Annotated in this window: 3 protein-coding genes; 1 reads left to right on the top strand and 2 read right to left on the bottom strand. The window is 51.1% G+C overall.

The genetic code is table 11. From position 1 onward, the window contains the following. Nucleotides 1-134: 134 nt before the first annotated feature. Nucleotides 135-650 (bottom strand): thioredoxin-like domain-containing protein, encoded by a 516-nt coding sequence (locus B5F77_RS15225; RefSeq protein ID WP_087332300.1) that lies wholly within the window; start codon nt 648-650, stop codon nt 135-137. Between the two features lie 277 nt (nt 651-927). On the opposite strand from B5F77_RS15225, the gene B5F77_RS15215 reads away from it, so the two are divergent. Continuing rightward, complete coding sequence (locus B5F77_RS15215; protein WP_239446393.1) at nt 928-2,271, top strand: MATE family efflux transporter; 1,344 nt, start codon at nt 928-930, stop codon at nt 2,269-2,271. A gap of 2 nt (nt 2,272-2,273) precedes the next feature. Here the strand turns inward: B5F77_RS15215 and B5F77_RS15210 are convergent, their stop codons facing one another. Then, nucleotides 2,274-3,422 (bottom strand): MFS transporter, encoded by a 1,149-nt coding sequence (locus B5F77_RS15210; protein ID WP_087332297.1) that lies wholly within the window; start codon nt 3,420-3,422, stop codon nt 2,274-2,276. Between the last annotated feature and the right edge of the window lie 368 nt (nt 3,423-3,790).

Raw genomic sequence — 3,790 nt, 5'->3', positions numbered from 1 at the left:
AATCTCTCATAATAAGAAACAACCCCTCACCCCTGCGGGGAGCTCCCCTAAGGGCAGGGGAGCTTTTCAGTTACTTCCTGATAATATTTCCCTATTTTGATACACCCGCTTAATAGATGCATTGGCCAGTGTTGTCAAATTCGGTCGCATAGCTGGGCGAGCTCATCCGGAGATACGTTCGAGGCGATGATGACCCCTTCGTCGTTTATCAGGAGATTCTTGAACCCCTTCTCCAGCCCATAAGTCCGGAACAGGTCGGAATGCCGACCTTCCGCTTCGTGCAATTGCGTGGTTCCTACGAGTTTGTCCGTCCGGATAGTCCCTTCGAATACGGACGAGGCCTCGTCGAACGAGATAGAGTACATAGCTACCTTTCCTTTCCCGGTAGCATTCAAACGGTTTACTTTGTTCCAGAGCAAGACATTCCGCGCACGGGATTCGGCATCATAAGCCGCCCAGAAATGGACAAGCGTGTAACGTCCGTCCGGATTTTGGAAATAGATGGCCGGTTGGCCCTTTCCGCTTAATTCAATCCTTGGCGCCAAGTCTCCGGGATGAACCCCTTCGACTGGTTTCGCATCCCGGATGCCGACCGCCGAAACGCCCGACAAAAGGACGGAAGCCATGAGAAAATAAGCTTTTAGCTTCATATAAATACATTTACGTTAAACATAACCACCATGCGGGGGATAGCCCCCGCCTTCCTCTCTTTATCCCTAAAAAGATGGGGCGGCTCCTGATTTTCAGGAAATAAAAAAAGCTTTCCACATTCCGATAGGAAGAGGCCAGCTTTTCTAAAATCGGGGGCAAAGATAAGGGTATATCGCATAAGCGACGCTTGCCTTACGTCAAAAACATCCTCATTGACAAGATTTTTTAGGGCTTACGAACCGCTTTTTAAGAGAATATCCTACTTTTGCAAGCGATATGAAAGACAAATTTACCTACATGACGACGGCTTCCCTACCGGGATTGATATCCTCGCTGGCCGTCCCGACCATTATCAGCATGCTCATCACCGCCTTTTACAACATGGCAGATACCTATTTCGTGGGTAAAATCAATACGCAAGCCACGGCGGCCGTAGGCATCGCCTTCTCGGTCATGGCCATTATCCAGGCGTTGGGGTTCTTTTTCGGGCATGGTTCGGGGAACTATATTTCGCGTAAATTAGGGGCGAAAGATACGGGCAATGCCGAACGGATGGCATCTACGGGGTTCTTTTGCGCGCTCCTGGCAGGGGGTTGCGTGACGTTCTTCGGCCTTCTCTTCTTGACGCCTATCGCCCGCATACTGGGTTCCACGCCGACCATCCTGCCCTATTCGGAGCGTTATTTGGGTATCACCCTACTGGGCGCCCCCTTCATGGCGGCTTCGTTGGTATTGAACAACCAGATGCGTTTCCAGGGGAATGCGCTCTATGCGATGGTAGGGATTACGCTCGGGGCGGTCCTGAACGTAGGGCTCGACCCTTTGCTTATCTTTACCTGCGGGATGGGCATCCAGGGGGCGGCCATCGCCACGGTATGCAGCCAGATATGCAGTTTCTTCCTGCTCCTGATGATGGAACGGCGAGGGAACAATATCCGTATCCGGTGGCGTAACTTCACGCCTACGCTTCCGATGCTCAAAGAAATCGTACAAGGCGGAACCCCTTCCCTCTGCCGGCAGGGGTTGGGGAGCTTGGCCACGATTTGCCTCAATGTCTCGGCGGGAGCTTTTGGGGATGCAGCCATCGCCGGCATGTCTATCGTGACGCGCATTTGCATGTTTATCAATTCGTTTATTATTGGTTTCGGACAGGGGTACCAACCCGTGTGCGGATTCAATTACGGGGCAGGGCTTTACCGGAGGGTGCGCGAAGGGTTCTGGTTTTGTGTCCGCTTCGGTACCCTTTTCTTGTTGGTGTGCGCTGTGTTAGGATATATTTTCGCCCCCGAGATTGTAGAACTCTTCCGCAAAGGAGACCCGATGGTGACGCAGGTAGGCACGAACGCCCTCCGTTGGCAACTCATCTCGCTCCCTCTGAGCGCTTGGATTATGCTCTGCAACATGATGCTCCAAACCATCCGCCGGCCTATTCCGGCCACTATCTTAGCGGCTTCCCGCCAAGGACTTTTCTTCATTCCTTTCATTTGGCTCCTCCCCATCTGGTTAGGGTTGCAGGGAGTGGAGATGAGCCAAGCGTTGGCGGACGTCTGTTCGGCTCTTTTGGCCATCCCGCTTGCAGGCAAAGTCTTGCGGGAGATGAAGGCGAAAAGCAATTCCTGACGTTATTTCCTGCCCCACCACCAGAAAAGGAATCCGGGAAGGAAGAAGAGCGCAGCTGATGCCAAAAGCGCCGCACGGAGCGAATAGGTGTCGTTCAGCCATCCTACGAAAGGGGCTACCCCGGCAAACATCAGGCGGATGACGAAATTGCGGATGGAGAGCACCGTGGCCCGCATCTCCGAAAAGGTCAGTTGGTTGATGTATCCCTTCAATACGGGGGTCGCCAAGCCCCGCACGATATAAAAGAGGAACAAGACACCCAGCCCTGCCCACGTCAGCTGGAAGGCTAATGCCACATATCCGCCCGCCACCATCACTAAGATGAACCCGTTCATGCGTGCCATCCCCCACTTACGTTGAATACGGTCCGACCCCAAAGCCGCCACTCCGACCGTCAAATTCAACACCGTCCAGATGATACCGAACCATTTCGTAGGTGTATTTATATGCATCAAGAAGGGCTGTACGAACCATGCCATCGTGAGCGTAGCGGCTCCGATAGCGCCCGAATAGAGGATGTTGCTGCATAGCGCCCGGTCCGTGACGAGCGAATAACGGATAATACGCGCCATCTCTTTCCAGGGGTTCTGTACCTGCCCTACGCGCGTAAACTCTTGAAGTGAAAGCGCCGCAGGTATCCCCATGAATGCCACGCACGCCTGGGCGTAGAACGGGTAACGGAGGGAACAGACGGCCAAAAGCCCCCCCAGGATGCCAGCCGTCGCTTCGGCAAAGTTCCCCACCATCGTCATCCGCCCTTCGTAGCGGAAGTATTCCCCTTCGCGCTTATGGCGTAAGAGCGTATCGTATAGCAGGGCCGAGTCGGCACCATTTACCAATGTCTGCCCCATGCCTAAGAGCAATTCGGCACAGAGAAAAGCGGCAAAAGTCGATGTGAACGAATAGCATGCGTACCCACCAAAGAAGAGCAAGCAGCCTAACAGCAAGCATCGCTTCCTCCCCCATACGTCTGCCAAGTATCCCGACGGTATTTCGAGCGCTACGGCCGCTACCGAATAGACACTCTTTAGGACGAACACGTCGTGCAGGCCCAGTCCATGCTCCTCATAAAAAAGGACGATGATGGGCATCACAAGTGAAAACCACTTCGACAGCTTGACCAGATAAAGGGCGATAATGTTCCGGTTCATATTTCTAATTTAATAGCATGACGCTGCAAAGGTAGTTCTTTTCACTCAACGAAACAAAGATAGGTAAATTTTCGCACATTGCCATGGAAATAATGGGAACCAAAAGGTTAAAAATACAGAAACAACTGATTCTCAATTCTAAAACTTCACAAATGGCCTGTCATGTTCGTTGCTTTCTTTCCTTACACTTACAATTCTTACAAATGACAATTAGCTTTTTTGAGATAATGCTTTTCCCCCGGCTACCCCTAAGAAAAAGAGTTATAATATATATATAATATATATAATATATATATTATATATATATTATAAAATTCTACTCTCTCTTTTTCGCGATGCCATTTCTCCTAAAAATTAATTGTCATTTG

Source organism: Parabacteroides sp. An277 (assembly GCF_002159645.1).
In the GTDB taxonomy this organism is placed as follows: domain Bacteria; phylum Bacteroidota; class Bacteroidia; order Bacteroidales; family Tannerellaceae; genus Parabacteroides.
This window is presented reverse-complemented; position numbering and strand designations above follow the sequence as displayed.

Coding starts and splice junctions, on each gene's coding strand:
- B5F77_RS15225 (WP_087332300.1), bottom strand. CDS start 650: ATGAAGCTAAAAGCTTATTTTCTCATGGCTTCCGTCCTTTTGTCGGGC.
- B5F77_RS15215 (WP_239446393.1), top strand. CDS start 928: ATGAAAGACAAATTTACCTACATGACGACGGCTTCCCTACCGGGATTG.
- B5F77_RS15210 (WP_087332297.1), bottom strand. CDS start 3,422: ATGAACCGGAACATTATCGCCCTTTATCTGGTCAAGCTGTCGAAGTGG.